The organism is Acinetobacter boissieri (assembly GCF_900096955.1).
In the GTDB taxonomy this organism is placed as follows: Bacteria; Pseudomonadota; Gammaproteobacteria; order Pseudomonadales; family Moraxellaceae; genus Acinetobacter; species Acinetobacter boissieri.
Genome location: NZ_FMYL01000002.1, coordinates 55,398 through 73,947 on the forward strand (window position 1 = coordinate 55,398; position 18,550 = coordinate 73,947).

Below are 18,550 nucleotides of genomic sequence, written 5' to 3' on the forward strand. Positions count from 1 at the left end.
AGGATAAATCTATGAGTATTTTAGTGATTGCTGAACATGATAATACAGCATTAAATGGCGCAACTTTACATGTTGTTGCAGCAGCGCGGAAAATTGGTGCAGACATTACGTTATTGGTGGCTGGTGAAAATATTACAGCGGTTGCTGAGCAAGCAAAAGCTGTTGCCGGCGTAAGCAAAGTTTTAGTTGCAGATCATGCTGTATATGCACATCAACTGGCAGAAAATGTATCTGCATTGGTTGCCGACCTTGCAAAAGACTATCGTCATGTTTTAGCGCCATCGACAACAATGGGTAAAAATATTTTACCTCGTGTGGCAGCTTTACTTGATGTGAGTATGGCAACAGATATTATTTCTGTAGAATCTGAAAATACCTTTAAACGCTCAATTTATGCAGGCAATGCAATTGCTACTGTGCAATCAGATGAAGCGATTATTGTTGCAACTGTTCGAACAACTGCATTTGATGCTGTTGCGAATACAGGCGGATCTGCAACTTTAGAGACTGTTACGACTGCTGAAGATGCTAAAGTATCTCGTTTTGTTACAGAACAGATCATTAAAACAGAGCGTCCAGAGCTTTCGGCAGCACGTGTTGTTGTGTCTGGTGGACGTGGTGTTGGTTCTGCAGAAAACTATCATGCGGTACTCGATCCATTGGCAGATAAACTTGGTGCTGCACAAGGTGCATCTCGTGCGGCAGTAGATGCAGGCTTTGTTCCTAACGATATGCAAGTTGGGCAAACAGGGAAAATTGTTGCACCTGATTTATATATTGCAGCAGGTATTTCTGGTGCAATTCAGCATTTAGCAGGTATGAAAGACTCTAAAGTAATTGTTGCGATTAACAAAGACGAAGAAGCACCGATTAATGCAGTTGCAGACTATTGGTTAGTCGGCGACCTTAATGACATTATTCCAGAATTTACCACTAAAATATAAATTATTTTTTATGAAAAACGCCTCTATGATTAGAGGCGTTTTTTTATCTTCAAATCATGGTTTTCCCAATCTATTTTAAGTTTATTTCAACATCTTTACACTGGGACTTTTTTAGTCAAATATTATGTATCTATCGTGCTGAAAAATACGATTCGTTTAAGCGACAGAACATGTTTAATAAGCAAAATGTGATATAATAAGGCGTTAATTTATATCTCGTTTTAGTTTGATTTTTTTCAACTAATTTGTTCTGTATGTTGTGTCTAAGATTAGTAAAACTGGCTAATCAAAAGAATAAGGAGTATGCATGAGCGTATCGGAAATAAGACCGATTGCCATTGAGGATGAACTCAAGCATTCGTATTTAGACTATGCGATGAGTGTCATCGTTTCTCGTGCATTGCCTGATGTGAGAGATGGCCTGAAACCCGTTCACCGTCGTGTATTGTTCGCAATGCATGAGTTAGGCAATGATTATAATAAAGCCTATAAAAAATCTGCTCGTGTTGTTGGTGATGTGATTGGTAAGTATCACCCACATGGTGACTCTGCAGTCTATGAAACCATTGTCCGTATGGCACAAGATTTTAGCTTGCGTTATCGTTTGGTTGATGGTCAAGGGAACTTCGGTTCAGTTGACGGTGATAGTGCTGCGGCAATGCGTTATACCGAAGTACGCATGACACGTTTGGCCCATGAGCTATTAGCCGATCTTGAAAAAGACACCGTGGATTGGGAAGATAACTACGACGGTTCTGAGCGTATTCCGCAAGTATTGCCGACACGTATTCCAAATTTGTTGATTAATGGTACAGCAGGTATTGCTGTAGGTATGGCAACAAATATGGCACCGCACAACATGACTGAAGTTGTGAATGCATGCTTGGCTTATGCAGATAATCCTAATATTTCCATTGAAGGGTTAATGGAACATATTAGTGGGCCTGACTTTCCAACAGGTGGTATTATTTATGGTAAATCTGGCATTGTAGATGCTTACCGTACAGGTAAAGGGCGTTTGCATATTCGTGGTAAATATCACTTTGAAGAAGATGCAAAAACTCATCGTACAACTATCGTCTTTACTGAAATTCCATATCAAGTCAATAAAGCACGTGTGATTGAGCGCATTGCAGAGCTGGTTAAAGAGAAAAAACTCGAAGGTATTTCTGAGTTACGTGACGAATCTGATAAAGAGGGTATGCGTATTGCAATTGACTTAAAGCGTGGTGAAAACGCAGAAGTGATTGTGAATAACCTATTTCTAAATACACAGCTTGAAAACTCATTTAGTATTAATATGGTTTGCCTAGATAATGGCCAGCCTAAGCTAATGAACTTGAAGAATATTATTGCGGCATTTATTCGACATCGTCAAGAAGTCGTAACACGTCGTACCATGTTTGAGTTGCGTAAAGCACGTGAGCGTGGGCATATTTTAGAAGGTTTAACAGTTGCTTTAGCGAATATTGATGCAGTAATTGAAACAATTAAGACATCACCGAATCCAGGCGAAGCACGTAAACGTTTGCTAGACAGCGAATGGTCGGGCAATGGCGTAATTACACTACTAGAAAAAGCTGGTTCTGTATCTGTTCGCCCAGAAGTGATTGAAGGGGAAGACTTAGCACGCCCGTTTGGATTATCTCATCAGGTGTATTGTTTATCGCCAGTACAAGTGAATGCTATTTTAGAATTGAGGTTGCATCGTCTAACAGGTCTAGAACAAGATAAACTGCATGCAGAATATGGTGAAATTTTAAGTCAAATTGCTGAACTTACGGCTATATTGAATGACTTTAATTTGTTAATGACGGTCATAAAAGATGAATTGGCACAAGTATTACACCAGTATGGCGATGCACGTCGTACCGATATTGTAGAGTCACGTATTGACTTTAGCCGTGAAGATTTAATTCCTGAAGAGCAAATTGTACTGACCGTTTCACAAACAGGTTATGCAAAAACCCAGCCTCTGTCTGATTACCAAGCACAGCGCCGTGGTGGTCGTGGTAAATCTGCGACATCAATGAAAATTGACGATATTATTCAGCATCTTATTGTCACGTCAAACCATTCGACTGTACTGTGTTTTACCAATGTAGGTAAAGTCTACCGTTTAAAAGCCTATGAAGTACCACAAGCGTCACGCGGTGCCAAAGGCCGTCCAATGATTAACTTGTTGCCATTAGAACAAGATGAAACGATTACTGCAATTTTGCCAGTTAAGGATTTTCCAGAAGATCATTATGTATTTATGGCAACAGCTTCGGGTACAGTCAAACGTGTGGAGTTATCTCAGTTTAGTAATGTGCGTTCAAATGGTTTGCGTGCAATTGAGCTAAATGAAGAAGATACTTTAATTGGTGTATCGATCACAGATGGCCAAAAGCAAATTATGTTGTTCTCTAACGAAGGTAAAGCTATTCGTTTTGCAGAAACTGATGTACGCGCAATGGGTCGAACAGCACGTGGTGTTCGAGGTATGCGAGTGAGCTTTGCGTCTTCTGGTGCTGTAGATTTAGAAGAAGTAGAACTTGAGCAAGAAGAGCTGTGTGAAGATAATGAGATTGCACTCAACATCGTGAGTCGTATTGTATCTTTAGTCGTTGTACCTGAACATGGTGAAGTACTGTGTGCATGTGAAAATGGTTACGGAAAACGTACATCGGTTGATGATTTTCCAACCAAAAAACGTGGCGGTAAAGGCATTATTGCGATTAAAACCAGTGACCGTAATGGTGAGCTTGTTGGTGCAGTAGCCATTGATGAAAGCAAAGAAATGCTACTTATTTCTAATGCGGGTACAATGGTACGTACACGAGCATCTGAAGTAGCAACTACGGGTCGTAATGCACAAGGTGTACGTTTAATTCGCTTGACAGATGAAACCTTAGTTAAAGTTGTTTCTGTAGAAGCAGTGGTTGAAGAAGACACTGATGTAGAGTTAGACACTGAACAAGTGGCTGACGAGTTACCACCTATAGCAGAGTAGAGTAAAAAAGGAAGCTTCGGCTTCCTTTTTTTATACAATTTATTCTGTTCTTTGCGTGATTTTTTTCAAAATCTCAGTGAGCACTTCAAACTCTTTAAGTAAAGGAGTGCTTTTACGTGTAACTAATGAAATTGTACGATTTGGTGCGTTTTTAATGTGCTTGGTTTTTAACTCACGGTTATATTGTAAAACTTGTTTGTGTAAAGAAATTTCAGGCAACAGAGTATAGCCTAAGTTTGAAGAAACCATTTCAACCAGTGTTGGTAATGAGCTGGCTTTTATACGGTGGTCTGTTTTACGATCACCGATAGGGCATACACTCAATACGTGATCACGTAAGCAATGACCTTCTTCAAGTAACATAAGTCGTGTGTTGTCTAAGTCATCTAAACTGTTTGCTTCAATACATTGTTGGTCATCTTTATTATAAGTTAATACGAGTTCTTCTTCGAAAATTTCAGCAACTTTTAAACCACGAATATCGAATGGTAGTGCCAAGATAATCATATCTAGGCTACCATGTTCAAGTTTTTCAACAATTTTTTCAGTTTGTGCTTCGTGTAAATGCAATTGAATTTTTGGCAATTGCTTGTGAACTTCGTCAAGTAGCTGCGTTAAAATGAAAGGTGCAATGGTTGGAATAATACCAAGATGCAAATCGCCTGTGAGAGGTTCACTCATTTCACGACTTAAGCGCATTAAATCTTGAGCATCTGCTAATAATACTCGAGCCCGAGCAACAACTTGTTCGCCAAGCGGTGTTAAGCGGACATTTTGTCTATCTCGTTCAACTAAAACACCGCTGAGTAATCTTTCAAGTTCCATAATTCCACCTGATAAAGTGGATTGTGTAACAAAAGATCTGCGAGCTGCTTCGGTGAAATGTAGTGTTTCGGACAGAGTAACTAAGTAAGACAGCTGTCTGAGTGAAGGTAGTGCGGCCATAATATAATAGTACTTTTAAGATTTAAAATGTTGCGTAAACAAAGTGCTCAAGTGTGCAATATATTCATCTGGAATATCGTGCCCCATACCTGAGATGAGTTTAAACTTTGCGCCTTTTATTGCATTAGCAACTGCTTTTCCATGCTGTGCAGGGAGAAGTTTGTCACAGTCGCCATGAACTACAAGAGTTGGTTGAGTAATTTTTTTATCCCACTTTCGTAAGGACCCTGTGCATAGTATAGCGAATAATTGATGTAGTACGCCACTCGGTGTGTAACAGCGATCATATGCAATTTCTGAAATCTCTTGTACCTGTTTTTTATTAACACAATGGGGTGAACCAATCACAGTATTTACTTTGATATTGTGTGCAATAACATCTGATTTCTCTGTAGATTTTGCACGACTGAAAAATACTTGTAATTGCTTAGGGCGTGGTGCAGGCAAAAATGCTTGATTGTTACTTGTAAATAGTAGGCCTAGTTTTTCAACATTCTGTGGGTATTTTGCTGCTAAGATTTGCGCAATCATCCCGCCCATAGATGCGCCAATCACACCATATTTTTCAATACCCATCTGAGTTAACAATGCGGCTGTATCTTCAGCCATATCTATTAGCGTATAGCTCACCAACTTATTTTTTAAGCCTAATTTAAATTTAAGCATAAAAGGGAATAGGTTTTTCGGTACGATTAATGGTTTAGTTTTTGAAGATAAGCCAATATCTCGATTATCAAAACGTACAACATAGAAACCTTGTTCTACCAAGTGTTCACAAAATTTAAGTGGCCAATGAATCAATTGGCACCCTAAGCCCATAATAAGTACAATACATGGATCTTTCGGGTTTCCAGCAACTTCTACATGTATTGTTAAATGATTATTTAGCTGTACACGCGTTTCTTGAAAAATTAAAGAGTGAGGAGAAGGGCGTAAATGATATATTGTATTGGTCATTGTATTATATCGTCACACAACTTGTATTCATGATAATCTAATACATATAAACATCAAATTGCCTTTAAGTACAAGCTTTGTGAATATATGCGAATATATTTTTATCCAGCAAATAAAAAATTGAACACTTTTTGATTATATTTCAACCATTTTAAAAGATGCTTTGGTCATACCACAATCGGGACATGTCCAGTCTTCAGGAACATCTTGCCATTTTGTACCTGCGGCTATCCCATCTTCTGGCCAACCTTCTGCTTCGTTATAAATAAAATCGCATACAATACATTGATATGTTTTCATAAAAGCCTTATGACGCGTAATATTCCTATAGGTTTTAAAAGAGGGTATGTAAAGCGTCGTTCGAGACTAGAATTATAGTCTTATGATTTAGATAAAAAACGACCTTAATAATATTATAACATTACTTTAGTTTGATTACATATTTAACTCAGATCGTTGCAATAGTGCAATGATCTGTTGAGAAAATAACATATATCTATACTGCTTGTTTTACTTATACTGTTACGGTAAAACTATTTTGCTAGTTAGCTTTATCATAAAACGATATTTATTACGGAGCGATATACCATGTCATTTATTCAAGAAATCGAAACACGTCGTAGTATTTATGCACTTGGTAACACCACAGAATTATCTAATGCAGAATTAGAAGCACTTATTAAAAAAGCAATTCGATTAAGCCCATCTGCATTTAACTCACAGTCATCTCGTGCAGTGGTGTTGTTTGATACATCACATGTTAAATTTTGGGAGATTGTAAAAGAAACTTTACGTAAAATGGTACCTGAAGATAAATTTGAATCTACAGCAACACGTATGGATAGTTTTGCCGCAGGTAAAGGTACTGTATTGTTTTATGAAGACCAAGATATTGTAAAGAGTCTACAAGAACAATTCGCAATTTACGCAGACAATTTTCCAGTATGGTCTGAACACTCTACAGCGATTGCACAATTTGCAGTTTGGACAGCGTTATCAGAGCAAAAAGTAGGTGCTTCACTACAACATTACAACCCTGTTGCCGATGAAGAAGTCGCAAAAGTGTTTGATGTACCTGCATCGTGGAAGTTGCGTGCACAATTGGTATTTGGCTCAATCGAAGCATCTGCACAAGAAAAAGAATTTATGACAGACGAAGACCGTTTTAAGACATTTGCATAATCAAATATTTGCTTAAACTGTTATAAAAAAGAGGGTGTCATTGTTAGGCACCCTCTTTTTTCTTTAGATACTTATGAAGTAAAACGGCTTAAATCTTCATCCGGGCGTGGAGTCAAAATTTCAACCCCAGTGTCGGTCACGAGCAGTGTATGTTCGTATTGTGCAGATAATTTATGATCTTTTGTTACAACGGTCCATTTATCACCTAAAGTTTTTGTTTGCCAAACGCCTGCATTCACCATAGGTTCAATGGTAAAGGTCATACCTGCTTCTAAACGCATGCCAGTATTCTTTTGACCATAATGTAAAATTTGTGGTTCATCATGGAATGTTGCACCAATACCATGGCCACAATACTCACGTACAACACTGAAGCGTTCAGATTCAACATATTTTTGAATAACTGCCCCAATATCACCGACATAAGCACCAGATTTAACCACTTCAATGCCTCTGTATAATGCCTCTTGAGCAACATTACATAAACGATTGGCTAAAATAGAAGTTTCACCACCAACAATGTACATCATATTGGTATCGCCGTGATAACCATCTTTAATAACAGTGACATCAATATTTAAAATATCACCCTGTTTTAAAATTTTATTTTCTGATGGAATACCGTGACAAACAACATGGTTTACAGATGTACATGTAGCATATTGAAACGCTGCACGCCCTGGTGCTGCACCATAACCTAAGCAGGCTGGAATGGCTTGTTGAACATTGACAATATAGTCATGGCAAATTTTATCAATTTCAAATGTACTGACGCCGGGCTGAATATGTGGCTTAATCATTTCTAGAACTTCTGCCGCTAGACGCCCAGCCACGCGCATCTTTTCAATTTCTTCAGGTGTTTTGATGAGGTGGCTTGGTGCTTGATAAGTACTGTTCATGATATTCAAAAACTTTTGCTAATTTATATGTGACTATGGTATAAATACGCACCCGTTTTATCAAATGCTTTTGTGAATAAATTTTGTTTCAGAAGGGCTGATGTTTAAAACGTGTTCTAAATAAATCCGCACATATATCGACACATTACTCTGGGTGCCTTTAACAAGGTGGAGGATGAGGATATATGGAGGCTTAACCCAAATTTTAAGGTATTAAAATGGCAGATTACAACGTAAGCATGCGCGACCTTCTTCAAGCAGGCGCTCACTTCGGTCACCAAACACGTTTTTGGAATCCAAAAATGCGTGACTACATCTTTGGTGCGCGTAACAAAATTCACATCATTAACTTGGAACACACTGTTCCTGCGTTAAACGATGCATTAAATTTTGTAAACCAGCTTGCAAGCAAAAAGAACAAAGTATTGTTCGTAGGTACTAAGCGTGCAGCGTCTAATATCATTCGTGAACAAGCACAGCGTGCGGGCCAACCGTATGTAGATCACCGTTGGTTAGGTGGTATGTTGACGAACTGGAAAACACTTCGCCAATCAATCAATCGTTTGAAAGATCTTCAAACTCAATCTCAAGATGGTACTTTTGCTAAGCTAACTAAGCGTGAAGCATTAGAACGTACTCGTGAGATGGACAAACTTGAGCGCTCTTTAGGTGGTGTAAAGAACATGGGCGGTTTGCCTGATGCTTTATTCATCATTGACGTTGATCACGAAGCGATTGCAATTAAAGAAGCTAAAAACCTTGGTATTCCGGTAATTGGTATCGTAGATACAAACTCTAACCCAGACAATGTTGATTACATCATTCCTGGTAATGACGATGCGATCCGTTCTGTTACACTTTATGCTTCTGCAATGGCGAATGCGATTCTTGCTGGTAAAGAATATGCTGCAACTCAAGCAAATGCTCAAGCAAAAAGCGAAGAAGTAGCGAAAGAAGCAGCTTCTGAGGCTTAATGCATAAATGACGCAAGCGTGTCATTTTTGTAACATCTAATGGTGGCAAACTGAGCGTCAAGAAAAGCAAACGGCCCATATCTTTTTTGGGCCGTTTTTCTTCATAGATTTATTTTCTACCTTAATTTAGGAGAATAACATGACTGCAATTACTGCAAGCATGGTAAAAGAATTACGTGACCGTACTGCTCTTGCAATGATGGAATGTAAAAAAGCATTAACAGAAGCGAATGGTGATATCGAACTTGCGATTGATAACCTACGTAAATCTGGTCAAGCAAAAGCGGCTAAAAAAGCAGGTAATATTGCTGCTGATGGCGCAATTACAATTGCTCAAGATGGCAATAAAGCAATCTTGTTAGAAGTAAACTGCCAAACTGATTTTGTTGCAAAAGATGAAAACTTTGCGAACTTCTCTAAGAAAGTTGCAGAAGTTGCTTTAGCAACGGGTACTGTAGATATAGCTCAGTTAGTTGCACTTCAATTTGATGATTCACAAACAATTGAAGAAGCACGTATTGCACTTGTTCAAAAAATTGGTGAAAACATCCAAATTCGCCGTGCAAAAATTGTTGAAGGTGAAAACCTTGCAGTGTATAAACACGGTCTAAAAATTGGTGTTGTTGTGTCTTACACAGGCGATGCAGATACTGGCAAAGGTTTGGCAATGCACATTGCTGCGTTTAACCCAGTTGCTGTGAATGCAGAATCAGTTCCGGCTGAGCTTGTTGCAAAAGAAAAAGAAATTGCTGAAGCAAAAGCAATTGAATCTGGCAAGCCTGCAAATATCGTTGAAAAAATGGTAACAGGTTCTGTAGAAAAGTACTTAAATGAAGTTGTTCTTGAGCGTCAAATGTACGTGATTGACAATGACAAAAAAGTTGCAGAAATTCTAAAATCAACAGGTACAACTGTTGCTGAATTTGTTCGCTTTGAAGTAGGCGAAGGCATTGAGAAAAAAGCAGAAATGAGCTTCGCTGAAGAAGTTGCTGCTGCTCAAGCTGCTAGCGCTAAATAAGTCTATTTAGTGTGATAAAAACCCCAACATAAGTGTTTATGTTGGGGTTTTTTTATGGGAAATATTATAGCGGATACTTTCTATTTCATTGACTAGAAGGAGAGATGCTTTTTATCTTTTTTAAAAGATTAATTTTCTATGAAGTAACCTTTTGTATATAAAAATTTACAATCAATTATTGATGTGTTGTGGGTATTTAAAACTAAGCGTCTTTAAGAGTACAACAATAAGCTATGTAAGATGTTTTAGGTAAACAGAATATGCGATGCTTTATAAATGTTGCTTTATATGGAGAGTTGTTAAAAAATTTGAAGTTAGTAGAAATACATTAATATTAAACCTACTCATGAACCTTTTTAAGATTGATGATAGGATGCTAAGCTACAAAATACCTAATGACTATCAATATGAGCGTATTCTACGGTTTTTTGTTCGGTATTATCTATGTACTGTTCATTTAACCAAAATACTATTGGTGAGTATTGTAAAAGGTTAATGATTCACGATGGCTTTGATTTTTTGACTATAAAGTAAATAAAGGGCATATATACAAGATTGATTGGGACCTTATGTTAAACTAAACCTTAATGCTCTGTTTTAAGTCCTGAGTAATCTTTAAGGCACTGTTTAAATAGTTGAGAGCTAGATTGATGAAATGGATATACATCAGTTTAATCTTGATGTGATTTTGTATGCGAGTTACTAAAACGAAAGAAATTTTGAATTCTGCGTTTAATTTATGATTAAAACGCCTAAAGTCCAAAATCATTCTCTCTTTCATAAAAAAGCCTTATGATTCGTATTTATATGACAAATCATAAGGCTTTTTCTATTTGTTTTGAGACCGCATTCAAGTTACTTAAGAGTTTGGGCTTTCAACACGTTCAATTCCGACTTTTGCTGTACCTGAGTTAGTGATACCCAGTCGTTTAGCTGCGCCATAAGAAAGATCTAAAACGCGGTTACCATGAAATGGGCCACGGTCATTTATTTTTACAACAACACTTTTGCCATTATCTTTGTTTGTTACGCGAATATAGCAGTTTAAAGGTAGGCTACGATGTGCAGCTGTAAGTGCATTCATATCGAAAGTGTCACCATTTGCAGTTTTTCTGCCATGGAATTGGCGACCATACCAAGATGCAACACCTGTTTGGGTAAATCGTTTTACTGTATTTGATGCAACGCTGTTTAAACGGTCGATAACAGAAGGTTCATCTTGGGGCAGTTCAACCCTAGAGTTAAGCGCTTGGCGACGTACAGTGTCATTAGAGCGTTGAGAAATAGACAGACTTTCTAGTGATGGCAGATTTTGGTTATTATAGTTGTCACGATTAATGACTTTAGCTGCAAGGCTAGATATATCGTTGTTATCTGAAACAGAGGAGGTCGGATTTTGTACTAAGTCTGCATATCCAGCTTGTGCTAAAGACAAACCTAGACTAACTGCTACAAAAAGCTTTAAGGGTGAATGCATGTATTGAATCTCCTAGACCTCTTATTTTATTCGCTTAACGTCTAAATAAAACGAACGAGAATAAAAACATGCCTGGCATACAGACAAGAGTGAATATCATTAATGTGGCACAATGATATTAGTCCATGGCTAAGCATGTCTAGGAAAGAGCCTTTATGAGTTACAAAAAGGCTAATCTTTGTGAATTTTTAGGTTAAAATATAACCATATTTGTAACAAATAGTAAAATTTATGGTGTTGTCGAGTCAACAGTAGTACCTAGTTGCCAAACAGCAGTTGCATACATACGGCTACGATTATAAGTCGTAATCACTCTGAAGTTAGAAAAAGTAATATAATAAATTGGACCTGTTTCACTTTGTAGCTGAATGAGTGAGACGAGCTCTAAGGGGTCTATAGAAGTACGTTGGTCAAGAGGGACAACCCCTTGTTGCTGTAATACACCATAAGGGACTGGCATATTTAAATCTTTGCTAATGACGCTATCGGGTGTATTTCCTGTATATTGCGCTGCAATAGCGATAGGCTGATTGGCATGCCAACCATGCTGTGCTAGATAATTAGCAATTGAAGCGATTGCATCGGGTGCAGAATTACGTAAGTCTATGTGGCCGCTACCATCATAATCAATGCCATATTTTGAAATATTACTTGGCATGAATTGTGGAAAGCCAATTGCGCCAGCATATGACCCAACAATACTTGCAGTTGGGTAGTTTTCTTTATAGCACCATGCAATAAGGGCAGCTAATTCATCTTTAAAGTATTCACTACGTCTTGGATAACCAAATGCCAGAGTTGCAAGTGCGTCACGAGTGACAATACTTCCTTTGTTTTGCCCAAACCCTGTTTCAACACCAAGTATGCCAAGTATAATTGCTTTTGGTACACCAAACTGTTGCTCTGCGCGGTTTAAAGCATTTGAATATTGATTTTCAAACCGAGCACCACGTTGAATCGTACTATCTACTAAAAACATGCTCTGATATTGATACCAAGGTTTACTTTCACCAGGTTTTTCCATAATTTTTAAAATGTTCGGGCGATTTTGCGCCCCAAACATTGCTTGATCAATTTGCTCAGCTGTTAGACCATATTTTTGTATGGTTTGGTTTTTAAAATCTTGATAGGTTGGATCATTCGCAAAATCATTCGCAGCGCTTGTTGCACTCAGACACAATACGGTTGTAAATAATATTATAGTTTTGCACATCTTTTGAATAAATATAGGGGCCATTATGTGTGATCCATTTAGCGATGTGTGTGTATAGACATGACAATACCAAAGGTTGTCATGAGCGTAATAATAGCAGTTCCACCGTAACTCATAAATGGTAGTGGCACACCTACAACAGGTAAAATACCACTGACCATTCCAGCATTCACAAAGACATAAACAAAAAAAGCTAGACCGTAAGCACTTGCAACTAAGCGACCATAATTATGAAAAGACTGCATGCCGATTTGGAAGGTACGGCAAATAATTGCAAAATATAAAACGATGAGTATACAAACACCAATTAGACCAAATTCTTCGGAATACGCTGCAATAACAAAATCTGTGTGTCCTTCAGGCAAAAAGTGAAGGTGTGATTGTGTCCCATTGAGAAATCCTTTACCTGAAAATCCACCAGAACCAATGGCAGTTTTTGATTGAATAATATTCCAACCTGTACCTAGGGCATCTGCTTCGGGGTTAAGCAAAGTCATAACACGTTGTCTTTGATAGTCGTGCAGTAAAAATTCCCATGCAATTGGAATAACTATACCTGCTGCACCACATGCCACTGCAATCAACTTCCAAGATAGGCCACTCAAAAATAGTACAAAAATGCCACTACCAAGTACTAAAAGGGAAGTACCTAAGTCTGGTTGTTCTGCAATTAAAATAAAAGGGACAAAAATAAGTACAAGAGTAACGAATACATTTTTAAAGCTGGGCGGTAACGGGTAGCGTGTTAAAAACCAAGCAGCCATCATCGGCATACCAATTTTCATAAACTCGCTAGGTTGAACACTCCCTACACCAGGAATATCTAGCCAACGTTGTGCACCCATACGAATTTCACCAAATACTTTAACTGCCGCTAATGACAGCACTGCACATACGTAAAGATATGGTGAAAAAGCTTGAAATACCTTTGGTGGAACTTGTGCAATCATAATCATAATCACAAAGCCAATACCAAAACTCATGGCTTGTTTACTGACCAGCCCTATATCTTGAGCCGATGCACTGTAAAGTACAAATAGGCCTAAGCATGCATTCATAAGTAAAAAAGAAAATAGCCATGGATCAATGTGAATACGTTGCCATGCAGAGGGTTTCATGGCTGTGCTTAAGCCATCACGAGGTGATTGGCGTAAAAATTTATATTGTGTGTTCGGAGAAGATGGTGGCATAACAGGTACAATCTACAATAATTTGCAAGACAAATGCTATCATAATAAATAATATCATGTGTGAGTAAACGTATCGTCAGACATGATGGATTAAGGTGGACTTAGTGTGTAAAAAAGAGTGTATCATGTTGCATTGCTAATGCTTTTAACTCATTTTTGTTTAATTGAGGTATGATTTTATCGATAGCGACATGTATCGCTTTGGTTGTTGTAATACAGCCAATATCTGCAGTTTTTCGTTTAATCATGCCTAAATCTAAAGTTTGATAAAATTTGTGCATAAAGTGGCGAATGACTTCATCTGCAAAAAGCTTATAGTCTGCGATTAATACCTGTAAGTTGACTTTATTGCCCAATTTTAAATCTGCAAAATGCTGTTTTAAATTAATCACAATCTCTTTTGGAAGTTCATGGCCGACTTTGTAGTCTTGGTCCATTTTAAATAGACTTTGCTTTGAAAAAGTAATCAATTGTTGCAAGCTATTGGTATTTGATTTTCCAAGAAGCTGTTTTAGTAACACGGCAACACTTGATTGAATAAATTTTGCAAGTTTGGCTGCAGTTTCTTTTTTTTCACTTTCTGGAAAATTTACAATGACTTGTGTGACAAGCGTATCAATAATTTCTTGATTAATTGCTAATGCAATATTATTTCTAAGCTCATGTAAATCAACATTATTCTTTTTAGAGATAAATTGTTGCGTCTGTTGTAAAAGTTCTTCTGATGGAGTGAAACCAAAGTGTGCCATGTAAATATCTCATTGATATTGTTTTGTTTATTATATCTTGTGTTGCGGTTGTTTTATCACAAATTACAAAAATAAAGGTGAAGCTAGCTAGCTTCACCTTTATGGTGTTATTGCCTAGCCAAACGTAATGGTACATCGGGTAACCATTTGAGGTTTGAACTTCTGCAAGGATTAATGTCTAGTCCACCACGGCGTGTGTAAGCAGCATAGACCATAAGCTGTTCAGGTTGTAAGGTTTGCCAAATTTCTGCAAAAATTTGTTCAACGCATTGCTCATGAAAGCCATTGTGCTCTCTAAAAGAAATAATATATGCCAATAACGATGCGTGATCTATTTTTTTGCCTTCATAGCGAATAAAGAGCGTGCCCCAATCTGGTTGGCCAGTCACAGGGCAATTACTTCGTAATAAATTACAATGTAATTCTTCTTCAATAATATGAGGTTCATTTGAATCAAGGGCCAGTAAAGACGCATCTGGGTGTTTGGCATGCCTAGATGGTGTTAAATGATCTAGGCATTTCCCTACAGGTGAGCTGACATGTAAACCATTTACATCTATAAGTTCAAGGCCTACATGGGTTTGTGCTGCCTGAGACAGATCTTGCTGCACAGTATTTATCAGTTGCGTAGGTGAGTCAAACTGTACAAAGTTCAGACTATTAAAGTACAGTTTGAGTGATTTTGACTCAATTAGGCAAGCTGATGTTGCAGGAATACTTAACCGGCCGATCGCAACTTGTGGCACATTATGTGTATTTAGCCAAGAGAGTTCAAATACGTGCCACCAATCCATACCTTGTTCAATATATGGAATGTTTTGGTAGCTTTGGCGTGTTGGCGCACGAGCAATTGGAAACAATATGTTGGGTTGATATTGTGTCGGATAGTCGGTTTCTTTGCCGAGCAGTGATTTTTCAACACTCATTCACGTATTCCTGAACCTCTAGAAAGTAAGTAGTAAGCAATTGCATAAAATATGGCAGAAAATATGGTCATCACCAAGAGTGATATCATTACATTAACATCGCTATGTCCTAAAATACCGTAGCGAAAAGCATTGACCATATAAACAATTGGATTAATTAGTGATAGGTTTTGCCAAAATGGGCTTAAGCTACTCATTGAATAAAATACACCGCCTAAATAGGTAAGGGGTGTTAAAATAAATGTGGGTACAATAGAAATGTCATCGAAAGATTTTGCATAATATGCATTGATGAAACCTGCCAGTGAAAACAATAAACTGGTAATGACAACGGTGTAAATAGTCACAAAAATATTATAAATACCAAGGTGTGTGAAAAATAAGCTCACCAGCGTGACAATAAAGCCAACACAGACACCACGGCATATTCCACCAATCACATAACCCCAAAGTACTAAATACATGGGTGTTGGGCTAGTAATCAGTTCTTCAATACTGTGTTGAAATTTAGCACTGAAGAAGCTTGAGCAAACATTGGAGTAGCTATTGGTAATGACAGACATCATAATAAGACCAGGTACAATAAATTGCATATAGCTAAAACCTGCCATTTCACCAATACGTGATCCGACCAAATTGCCAAAGATTACAAAATATAAGCTCATAGTAATGGCGGGTGGAAGCAATGTTTGTGGCCAAATACGTAAAAAACGTCTGACTTCTTTATAGACCAGTGTCCAGAGTGCAACACGCAGTTGTGATAAATTCATGATGTTGCCTCTTGCAGATTCTTTTCTACCATTTTGACAAAAATTTCTTCTAAGCGATTTGTTTTATTTCGCATACTGCGAACTTTGATATCGAGTGTACTAAAAAGTTGAAAAATCTCGTTGAGTGAATGTGCTTTATTCATAGTCACTTCAAGTGTCATTGGATCAATTAGGTTAAATTCAATACCAATGAGCTGGACATGAATGGGTTCAATGGCATGTTCCAAATCAAAAATAAAAGATTCTTCATTGAGTTGGCCTAAGAAGTCTTTCATAGCAGTATCTTCTTTAATCACGCCATGATCAATAATTGCAATACGTCGGCACAGCATTTCTGCTTCTTCTAAATAGTGTGTAGTCAGAATAATTGCTGTACCTTGTTGGTTCGTTTCTTGTAGAAAACTCCACATTGAACGACGTAGTTCAATATCTACACCTGCTGTAGGCTCATCTAAAATAAGTAGTTTGGGGTTATGCATCATCGCCCTTGCAATCATTAGGCGTCGTTTCATACCACCAGAAAGCATACGTGCCTGTACATTTCTTTTTGACCACAATCCGAGTTTTTCTAAATAGTGCTCGGCGCGCTGTTCAGCTACTTTTTTAGGAATACCGTAGTAGCCTGCTTGAGTGACCAAAATATCAAACGTTTTTTCAAAGTGTCCAAAATTAAATTCTTGTGGTACAACGCCGAGGTATTGTTTGGCATTTGATGGATCTGTTTCTAAATTGTGGCCAAAAATATTGACTTGCCCTGATGTTTTTTTCGTTAGTGAGCTAATAATACCAATCGTTGTCGATTTTCCTGCACCATTTGGACCTAGAAGTGCATAAAATTCGCCTTCGGGAACAGTTAAATTGATATTTTTAAGTGCTTGGAACCCATTTTTATACGTCTTTGAGAGTTCTTGAAGTACCAAGGCAGAAGTCATAAGTTGCTCACAGCTAACAGAATAGGTGATAGTGACAGTATTATATAAAATAAACCAACTGTGTATAAAGTAAAGTATTGCTAATTTGCCGTAAAACTACGCAGTGCATAAGATATATGAGGAAACTTAATAATTCTTTTATAATAATGGGTTGATTTTTATTGTTTTTATACTTGGTACGCCCAGCGGGACTCGAACCCACTCCACAGGCTTCGGAAACCTGTACTCTATCCAGTTAAGCTATAGGCGCATGGCGCACATCATAACAAAAAAAACCATAAGGTAAAGCATTGATCTTATAAATTATATCTAATGTACATGATTTAATCAGAACAGGTATGGATTAATATATTACACGTTTCATTTTTTAGCTTCTCGCTTACAGCGCTCAGAGCAGTACTTAACCTCATTCCAACAACGTTGCCATTTTTTACGCCAGCTAAACGGCCTATGACAGTACACACAGATTTTTTCAGGTAAGTGCTGTTTTTTCATATTGAATTACCCAAAATATAAGTAAGGAGAGTCATGTATTTTATCGACCCTCCATTTTGGCGTATAATATTAGAGCTACAGCTCTTGAATAGAGCTGTATTTCATTTTTGTGAGATTAGTAGCTTAAGCCTTCAAGTGCACTTTTAGCACGAGAATGTCCTTGATCTGCAGCTTGTCTTAACCATTTAATACCTTGGCTACGGTTTTGGTTGGTACCTATGCCATCGAGTAACATAACGCCAAGGTTGTATTGAGCAATTGGATTGCCTTGTTCGGCTGCTTTTTTAAACCAGTCTATGGCAAGCGTTGGGCTTTTTGAAACACCTTGGCCAACCTTGTAAGCAAGACCTAGATTTGTTTGAGCCACATCGTTGCCTTGTTGGGCTGCTTTTTTAAACCATTGTGTAGCAAGGTCAAAGTCTCTAGGAACATCTTGTCCTGCAATATAGAGTAGCCCTAAATTTGTCTGAGCCGTTGTGTCACCTCTATTAGCAGCTTGTCTAAGTTGATCAAGAGTAGTATTACCATTTGTTGAATTAGTATTTGATCTTGAGTTTGTTGCCGGGGTTTCTCTTACATTTTGTTGAGAAGTCTGATTGTTTCTAGAGTTCTCTTGGGTGTTGTTACCACGAATAACTTCTTGGTTGTTTCTAGAGCTCTCTTGATTGTTACCACGGCTCACTTCTTGGTTGTTTCTAGAGTGCTCTTGATTAGTCCCACGGCTCACTTCTTGATTGTTTCTAAAGTTCTCTTGATTAGTCCCACGTGTAGTCTGATTAGAGTTAATAGATCTCTCTTCACTTCTGGTATTTGATGGTTGTGACGGTAGAGCCACCTCTTTTGTCTGAGGTGCATTTTGGATTTTGCTTATTGAAATATCTTGG

The 18,550-nt window shown here is 37.8% G+C and carries 18 protein-coding genes, 1 tRNA gene and 1 pseudogene; 5 read left to right on the forward strand and 15 right to left on the reverse strand.

Going from position 1 to position 18,550, the window contains the following annotated elements; translation table 11 throughout:
* The first annotated feature begins 11 nt into the window (after positions 1–11).
* Positions 12–944 (forward strand): electron transfer flavoprotein subunit alpha/FixB family protein, encoded by a 933-nt coding sequence (locus BLS38_RS02415; protein WP_092746751.1) that lies wholly within the window; start codon positions 12–14, stop codon positions 942–944.
* A 307-nt stretch (positions 945–1,251) separates the two neighbouring features.
* Complete coding sequence (gyrA, locus tag BLS38_RS02420) at positions 1,252–3,939, forward strand: DNA gyrase subunit A (RefSeq protein WP_092746752.1); 2,688 nt, start codon at positions 1,252–1,254, stop codon at positions 3,937–3,939.
* Between the two features lie 39 nt (positions 3,940–3,978).
* On the opposite strand, the gene oxyR is transcribed toward gyrA, so the two are convergent.
* From oxyR to BLS38_RS02435, 3 genes are all read right to left on the reverse strand, one after another.
* Positions 3,979–4,884: a LysR family transcriptional regulator OxyR gene (gene oxyR / locus BLS38_RS02425; RefSeq protein WP_092746753.1), complete on the reverse strand. Its 906-nt coding sequence runs from the start codon at positions 4,882–4,884 to the stop codon at positions 3,979–3,981.
* A 15-nt stretch (positions 4,885–4,899) separates the two neighbouring features.
* Positions 4,900–5,841 (reverse strand): alpha/beta fold hydrolase, encoded by a 942-nt coding sequence (locus tag BLS38_RS02430; RefSeq protein ID WP_092746754.1) that lies wholly within the window; start codon positions 5,839–5,841, stop codon positions 4,900–4,902.
* 135 nt (positions 5,842–5,976) lie between these two features.
* Positions 5,977–6,141 carry a rubredoxin gene (locus BLS38_RS02435; protein WP_092746755.1) on the reverse strand — a complete coding sequence of 55 codons (165 nt, stop codon included), beginning with the start codon at positions 6,139–6,141 and terminating at the stop codon, positions 5,977–5,979.
* Between the two features lie 288 nt (positions 6,142–6,429).
* Here BLS38_RS02435 and BLS38_RS02440 point away from each other — a divergent pair, with 288 nt between their 5' ends.
* A complete protein-coding gene (locus tag BLS38_RS02440; protein WP_092746756.1) occupies positions 6,430–7,023 on the forward strand; it encodes a nitroreductase family protein in 594 nt (197 codons plus the stop codon).
* A 71-nt stretch (positions 7,024–7,094) separates the two neighbouring features.
* On the opposite strand, the gene map is transcribed toward BLS38_RS02440, so the two are convergent.
* A complete protein-coding gene (map, locus tag BLS38_RS02445) occupies positions 7,095–7,922 on the reverse strand; it encodes a type I methionyl aminopeptidase (protein WP_092746757.1) in 828 nt (275 codons plus the stop codon).
* Between the two features lie 218 nt (positions 7,923–8,140).
* On the opposite strand from map, the gene rpsB reads away from it, so the two are divergent.
* Both rpsB and tsf read left to right on the forward strand, forming a co-directional pair.
* Entirely contained in the window at positions 8,141–8,896 is a 756-nt protein-coding gene (rpsB, locus tag BLS38_RS02450; RefSeq protein ID WP_092746758.1) for a 30S ribosomal protein S2, read from the forward strand.
* Between the two features lie 139 nt (positions 8,897–9,035).
* On the forward strand, positions 9,036–9,914 hold the full coding sequence (gene tsf / locus BLS38_RS02455; protein WP_092746759.1) for a translation elongation factor Ts: 879 nt from the start codon (positions 9,036–9,038) through the stop codon (positions 9,912–9,914).
* Positions 9,915–10,773: 859 nt separating this feature from the next.
* Here the strand turns inward: tsf and BLS38_RS02465 are convergent.
* The 11 genes and pseudogenes from BLS38_RS02465 to BLS38_RS13340 form a co-directional block, all read right to left on the reverse strand.
* Positions 10,774–11,391, reverse strand: coding sequence for a septal ring lytic transglycosylase RlpA family protein (locus BLS38_RS02465; protein ID WP_092746761.1), 618 nt, complete (start codon positions 11,389–11,391; stop codon positions 10,774–10,776).
* Between the two features lie 229 nt (positions 11,392–11,620).
* A complete protein-coding gene (gene mltB, locus BLS38_RS02470) occupies positions 11,621–12,604 on the reverse strand; it encodes a lytic murein transglycosylase B (protein ID WP_425283452.1) in 984 nt (327 codons plus the stop codon).
* A 38-nt stretch (positions 12,605–12,642) separates the two neighbouring features.
* Positions 12,643–13,794, reverse strand: a complete 1,152-nt coding sequence (gene rodA / locus BLS38_RS02475; protein WP_092746763.1) for a rod shape-determining protein RodA — start codon at positions 13,792–13,794, stop codon at positions 12,643–12,645.
* A 101-nt stretch (positions 13,795–13,895) separates the two neighbouring features.
* On the reverse strand, positions 13,896–14,543 hold the full coding sequence (locus BLS38_RS02480; protein ID WP_092746764.1) for a hypothetical protein: 648 nt from the start codon (positions 14,541–14,543) through the stop codon (positions 13,896–13,898).
* Between the two features lie 107 nt (positions 14,544–14,650).
* Entirely contained in the window at positions 14,651–15,469 is an 819-nt protein-coding gene (queF, locus tag BLS38_RS02485; RefSeq protein ID WP_092746765.1) for an NADPH-dependent 7-cyano-7-deazaguanine reductase QueF, read from the reverse strand.
* Positions 15,466–16,239, reverse strand: coding sequence for an ABC transporter permease (locus BLS38_RS02490; RefSeq protein WP_092746766.1), 774 nt, complete (start codon positions 16,237–16,239; stop codon positions 15,466–15,468). Before BLS38_RS02490 ends, queF begins: the two co-directional genes overlap by 4 nt.
* Positions 16,236–17,171: an ABC transporter ATP-binding protein gene (locus tag BLS38_RS02495; protein ID WP_092746767.1), complete on the reverse strand. Its 936-nt coding sequence runs from the start codon at positions 17,169–17,171 to the stop codon at positions 16,236–16,238. The genes BLS38_RS02490 and BLS38_RS02495 overlap by 4 nt, the downstream gene beginning before the upstream one ends.
* A 174-nt stretch (positions 17,172–17,345) precedes the next feature.
* A tRNA-Arg gene (locus BLS38_RS02500) sits at positions 17,346–17,421 on the reverse strand.
* Between the two features lie 110 nt (positions 17,422–17,531).
* A complete protein-coding gene (locus tag BLS38_RS02505) occupies positions 17,532–17,666 on the reverse strand; it encodes a DUF2256 domain-containing protein (protein ID WP_092746768.1) in 135 nt (44 codons plus the stop codon).
* A gap of 115 nt (positions 17,667–17,781) precedes the next feature.
* Positions 17,782–18,033 (reverse strand): tetratricopeptide repeat protein, encoded by a 252-nt coding sequence (locus tag BLS38_RS13335; protein ID WP_425283453.1) that lies wholly within the window; start codon positions 18,031–18,033, stop codon positions 17,782–17,784.
* A gap of 15 nt (positions 18,034–18,048) precedes the next feature.
* Positions 18,049–18,126 (reverse strand): annotated as a pseudogene (locus BLS38_RS13340) (SEL1-like repeat protein); the annotation flags it as partial.
* Positions 18,127–18,550: the final 424 nt, after the last annotated feature.

Excerpts from the sequence above, each read along its gene's own strand:
- BLS38_RS02430 (WP_092746754.1), bottom strand. The coding sequence starts at position 5,841 with ATGACCAATACAATATATCATTTACGCCCTTCTCCTCACTCTTTAATT.
- tsf (WP_092746759.1), top strand. The coding sequence starts at position 9,036 with ATGACTGCAATTACTGCAAGCATGGTAAAAGAATTACGTGACCGTACT.
- gyrA (WP_092746752.1), top strand. The coding sequence starts at position 1,252 with ATGAGCGTATCGGAAATAAGACCGATTGCCATTGAGGATGAACTCAAG.
- rpsB (WP_092746758.1), top strand. The coding sequence starts at position 8,141 with ATGGCAGATTACAACGTAAGCATGCGCGACCTTCTTCAAGCAGGCGCT.
- BLS38_RS02440 (WP_092746756.1), top strand. The coding sequence starts at position 6,430 with ATGTCATTTATTCAAGAAATCGAAACACGTCGTAGTATTTATGCACTT.
- oxyR (WP_092746753.1), bottom strand. The coding sequence starts at position 4,884 with ATGGCCGCACTACCTTCACTCAGACAGCTGTCTTACTTAGTTACTCTG.
- queF (WP_092746765.1), bottom strand. The coding sequence starts at position 15,469 with ATGAGTGTTGAAAAATCACTGCTCGGCAAAGAAACCGACTATCCGACA.
- map (WP_092746757.1), bottom strand. The coding sequence starts at position 7,922 with ATGAACAGTACTTATCAAGCACCAAGCCACCTCATCAAAACACCTGAA.
- BLS38_RS02505 (WP_092746768.1), bottom strand. The coding sequence starts at position 17,666 with ATGAAAAAACAGCACTTACCTGAAAAAATCTGTGTGTACTGTCATAGG.
- BLS38_RS02435 (WP_092746755.1), bottom strand. The coding sequence starts at position 6,141 with ATGAAAACATATCAATGTATTGTATGCGATTTTATTTATAACGAAGCA.
- BLS38_RS02480 (WP_092746764.1), bottom strand. The coding sequence starts at position 14,543 with ATGGCACACTTTGGTTTCACTCCATCAGAAGAACTTTTACAACAGACG.
- mltB (WP_425283452.1), bottom strand. The coding sequence starts at position 12,604 with ATGTGCAAAACTATAATATTATTTACAACCGTATTGTGTCTGAGTGCA.
- BLS38_RS02465 (WP_092746761.1), bottom strand. The coding sequence starts at position 11,391 with ATGCATTCACCCTTAAAGCTTTTTGTAGCAGTTAGTCTAGGTTTGTCT.
- BLS38_RS02490 (WP_092746766.1), bottom strand. The coding sequence starts at position 16,239 with ATGAATTTATCACAACTGCGTGTTGCACTCTGGACACTGGTCTATAAA.
- BLS38_RS02415 (WP_092746751.1), top strand. The coding sequence starts at position 12 with ATGAGTATTTTAGTGATTGCTGAACATGATAATACAGCATTAAATGGC.
- rodA (WP_092746763.1), bottom strand. The coding sequence starts at position 13,794 with ATGCCACCATCTTCTCCGAACACACAATATAAATTTTTACGCCAATCA.
- BLS38_RS02495 (WP_092746767.1), bottom strand. The coding sequence starts at position 17,171 with ATGACTTCTGCCTTGGTACTTCAAGAACTCTCAAAGACGTATAAAAAT.